Below are 4,193 nucleotides of genomic sequence, written 5' to 3'. Positions count from 1 at the left end.
CTATCATCTTGATCGGAAGCAGATCTCCAAGAGAATTCTTGAAGTCTTTGTTTGCATATTTCTTGAAATCCTTGAGGAGTCTGGCATCAAGCATATCTCTGTCCATAGCCGGCTTCAGATCTATGTACATGTCTATATCTTTTCCAATATACCTGTGTATATATGCGGAGGCCTTGATCACCAGCGGCCCACTTATGCCAAAGTGGGTAAACAGCATCTCCCCCTGTTCGTCAAATATTTTCTTCTTTCCACTGCTTATGTGAAGTGCCACGTTTTTAAGCGACAGTCCCATCATCATGGAGCAGCATTTCTCTTCTATCTCAAACGGAACCAGTGATGGACTTAACGGCTTTATCGTATGACCCATATGTTCTGCCAGTCTGTATCCGTCTCCGGTAGATCCCGTGAGTGGATACGATCTTCCGCCGGTACAAATTATAACAGCATCACAGTATATCCTGTCATTGCCTGTCCCGCCGTTATCTCCTGATACGTCAACACTCTTTATCCTGCCATCCTCTATATTGATTCCTGTAACCTTCGTATTCAAATACAGACTTATATTTTTATTTCTGTTTATAAGAGTTTTGAATGCTCCTATAACGTCTGAAGAATGATCGCTTGTCGGGAACACTCTTCCTCCGCGTTCTATCTTGAGCGGACATCCGGCCTTCTCCAGATAGTCCATTATCATATTGTTGTCAAATGTATAAAAGGAGCTGTACATAAACTTGCTGTTCGTGACCACTGAATTAAAAAATCCGTCAGCGTCACATGCATTTGTCACATTACAACGTCCCTTACCTGTTATAAATAACTTTTTCCGATCCTGTCATTCTTTTCAATGAGAATGACCTTATTCTTCTGTGCCGCTGTCAGTGCAGCCATTACCCCTGCAGCTCCTGCTCCTATAACCACTATTTTTCCTGTCATATTATCTCCATATATTAAACAAAAGGACAGAGACTCCGCTCGCGGAGCTCCGTCCCTTTTTATGATCATTTATATATCTGACCTTATGAATTCAGTTATTAAACTGGATAAGCTGTGCTGTCCTTGTCAGCAAGTGTGACATCGACCTTCTTATCCTGGGCCTCTCTGTACTTGAAGAAGTCAGTTGCAACCTGTGGGAACAGTGCATATGTGAGTACATCCTCATCCTGCTTCTTGTACTGGATCATCTCCTTCTCAATCTTGTCGAGCTCGTTCTCAAGAAGATCTGCTGGACGGCATGTGATCTGCTTCTCATCGCCGATAACCTTCTTCTTAACCTCTGGATCAACAGGCTTTACTGACTGACCATACTCGCCACGTACAAGTGCCTTTGACTCCTTTGTACACATCTTGTATCTCTCGCCTGTTACGACGTTGAGAACTGCCTGCGTGCCAACGATCTGGCTTGAAGGAGTAACAAGTGGTGGCTCACCATAGTCCTTACGAACTCTTGGAACCTCCTCAAGAACTGCCTCGAACTTATCCTCAGCACCCATCTCCTTGAGCTGTGATACGAGGTTTGAAAGCATTCCACCAGGTACCTGGTAGAGAAGTGTCTTAACGTTAACGCCAAGAACCTTTGGATTTAAGAGACCGCTTGCGATCCACTCTTCTCTGAGTGGTCTGAAGTAGTCTGCTATCTCAGCCAGAAGCTTCTGATCCAGACCTGGATCAAACTCTGTTCCCTCAAATGTCTTGGCCATAACCTCTGTTGCAGGCTGTGATGTACCAAGCGCAAGAGGTGAGATTGCTGTATCGATGACATCACATCCAGCCTCTACAGCCTTGAGATATGTCATTGAAGCTACACCTGATGTGTAATGTGTATGAAGCTGAATTGGAAGGCTTGAACCATCCTTGAGTGCCTGTACAAGCTCTGTAGCCTTATTTGGAACAAGAAGTCCAGCCATATCCTTGATACAGATTGAATCTGCTCCCATATCCTCGATTCTCTTTGCCATATCCTTCCAGTAATCCAGAGTATATGCATCACCGAGTGTATATGAAAGAGCTACCTGGGCATGTCCACCCTCTTTGTTACAAGCCTTAACTGATGTCTGAAGGTTTCTAAGATCGTTCAGACAGTCAAATATTCTGATGATATCAATACCATTTGCGATTGACTTCTGTACGAAATACTCTACAACATCATCTGCATAATGACGGTATCCGAGGATATTCTGTCCTCTGAAGAGCATCTGCAGCTTTGTATTCTTGAATCCATCTCTGAGCTTTCTGAGTCTCTCCCATGGATCCTCCTTAAGGAATCTGAGTGATGCATCAAATGTTGCACCGCCCCAGCACTCTACTGAATGATAACCAACCTTATCCATCTTGTCGATGATAGGAAGCATCTGCTCGGTTGTCATACGAGTAGCTATAAGTGACTGATGCGCATCACGCAGTACAGTTTCCGTAATCTTTATCGGTTTCTTATCTGCCATTTTATCGTCCTCCTATAATTATATAAATTCTGATTAAATTCCAAATATTGCAAGGAATGTACCTGCAGCTACGGCTGTACCGATAACACCTGCAACGTTTGGTCCCATAGCGTTCATCAGAAGGAGTTTGTAGGATCATACTGTGATCCAACCTTCTGTGAAACTCTGGCTGCCATTGGAACGGCTGATACACCAGCTGAACCGATAAGCGGATTAACCTTACCCTTTGTCGCCCAACACATGAGCTTACCGAAGAGAACTCCGGCTGCTGTACCAAATGCGAATGCGACAAGACCAAGGAATACTATCTTAAGTGTACTCATCTTAAGGAATGCCTCTGCACTTGTAGATGCACCTACTGAAGTACCAAGTAAGATAACAACGATATACATAAGAGCGTTTGAAGCTGTCTCTGTGAGCTGCTTTACAACGCCGCACTCCCTGAAGAGGTTACCAAGCATCAGCATACCTACAAGTGGAGCTGTTGTTGGAAGTATAAGAACTACCACAAGTGTAACAATGATAGGGAAGAGAATCTTCTCGATCTTGGTTACAGGTCTGAGCTGTGGCATTCTAACAAGTCTCTCCTTCTTTGTTGTGAGAGCCTTCATGATAGGTGGCTGGATAACTGGAACCAGTGACATATATGAATATGCCGCAACTGCTATAGGTCCGAGAAGTGTTCCACCCATACCGAGCTTACCGGCAAGGTAGATAGATGTAGGACCATCAGCACCACCGATGATTGATATAGCTGCAGCCTCTTTACCATTGAATCCCATAAGGAATGCAAGGAAGTAAGCTGCATAAATACCGAACTGAGCTGCAGCGCCAAGCAGGAAGCTCTTTGGATTTGCAATAAGCGGACCAAAGTCTGTCATGGCACCTACACCCATGAATATAAGCGAAGGTAAGATACTCCACTCATCAAGCAGGTAAAAATAATGTAACAAGCCGCCCTCTGCCATAATATCTGGGAACATGTTTACAAGAAACATACCAAATGAGATAGGGACAAGAAGAAGTGGCTCAAAGCCCTTTCCGATTGCAAGGTACATGAATACAAACGCTATAAGGATCATAACGTAGTTCTTCCAGTCAAGACTTGCAAAACCGGTCTGATTAGCTAAATTTGTCAAAACGTCAACTATTGTGCTGCCCATTTAGTTGTTTCCTCCTATAAGATTTATTCTAATTCAAGCAATTAGTTGAGTGTTGCAAGTGTATCGCCTGACTCAACACTAGCGCCTACTGTAACGTCTATGCTTGCGATTGTACCATCTTCTGGAGCAACAACTTCGTTTTCCATCTTCATAGCCTCAAGGATAAGGATTACCTGACCCTTCTTTACTGAATCGCCAACATTAGCCTTTACTGCAAGGATCTTACCAGGCATAGGTGATGAAACCTTAACGCTTCCTGCGCCGCCTGCTGCTGGTGCTGGAGCTGCAGGAGCTGCTGCTGGTGCAGGTGCTGCCACTGGAGCTGCTGCTACAGGTGCTGCTACTGGAGCTGCGCCACCTGATAATTCTTCAACTGATACATCGTATGATGTGCCATTAACTGTGATTCTATAATTCTTCATAACAATTATCCTCCTATAATTATCTCTTATTCTTTTTTCTTGATCTTACAACCAACTTATCGTTACTTGGATAGTTTACACGAACTCTTGTCTTTCCGCCCTGTGCCGCCATAACCGCTGCTGATATAACCGCAACAAGCTCTGAGTCGTTCGTAACGCTCTCACCGGTC

The 4,193-nt window shown here is 44.1% G+C and carries 4 protein-coding genes and 1 pseudogene; all 5 read right to left on the bottom strand.

The window, feature by feature from the left end:
- On the bottom strand, positions 1-787 hold a 787-nt coding region (locus tag CCU_RS12295; RefSeq protein ID WP_442852319.1), incomplete at its 3' end, for an aminoacetone oxidase family FAD-binding enzyme.
- Between the two features lie 20 nt (positions 788-807).
- On the bottom strand, positions 808-933 hold the full coding sequence (locus CCU_RS14985) for an FAD-dependent oxidoreductase (protein WP_015534889.1): 126 nt from the start codon (positions 931-933) through the stop codon (positions 808-810).
- Positions 934-1,031: 98 nt separating this feature from the next.
- Positions 1,032-2,438, bottom strand: coding sequence for an oxaloacetate decarboxylase subunit alpha (locus tag CCU_RS12290; RefSeq protein WP_015534888.1), 1,407 nt, complete (start codon positions 2,436-2,438; stop codon positions 1,032-1,034).
- 33 nt (positions 2,439-2,471) lie between these two features.
- Positions 2,472-3,601 (bottom strand): annotated as a pseudogene (locus CCU_RS12285) (sodium ion-translocating decarboxylase subunit beta).
- A 41-nt stretch (positions 3,602-3,642) separates the two neighbouring features.
- On the bottom strand, positions 3,643-4,023 hold the full coding sequence (locus CCU_RS12280; protein WP_015534886.1) for a biotin/lipoyl-containing protein: 381 nt from the start codon (positions 4,021-4,023) through the stop codon (positions 3,643-3,645).
- Positions 4,024-4,193 lie beyond the last annotated feature (170 nt).

Origin of the sequence: Coprococcus sp. ART55/1, assembly GCF_000210595.1 — a bacterium.
Classification (GTDB): domain Bacteria; phylum Bacillota; class Clostridia; order Lachnospirales; family Lachnospiraceae; genus Coprococcus; species Coprococcus aceti.
This window is presented reverse-complemented; position numbering and strand designations above follow the sequence as displayed.

Bases quoted from the DNA above. Each gene is read 5' to 3' on its own strand.
- CCU_RS14985 (WP_015534889.1), bottom strand. From the start codon at position 933: ATGACAGGAAAAATAGTGGTTATAGGAGCAGGAGCTGCAGGGGTAATG.
- CCU_RS12290 (WP_015534888.1), bottom strand. From the start codon at position 2,438: ATGGCAGATAAGAAACCGATAAAGATTACGGAAACTGTACTGCGTGAT.
- CCU_RS12280 (WP_015534886.1), bottom strand. From the start codon at position 4,023: ATGAAGAATTATAGAATCACAGTTAATGGCACATCATACGATGTATCA.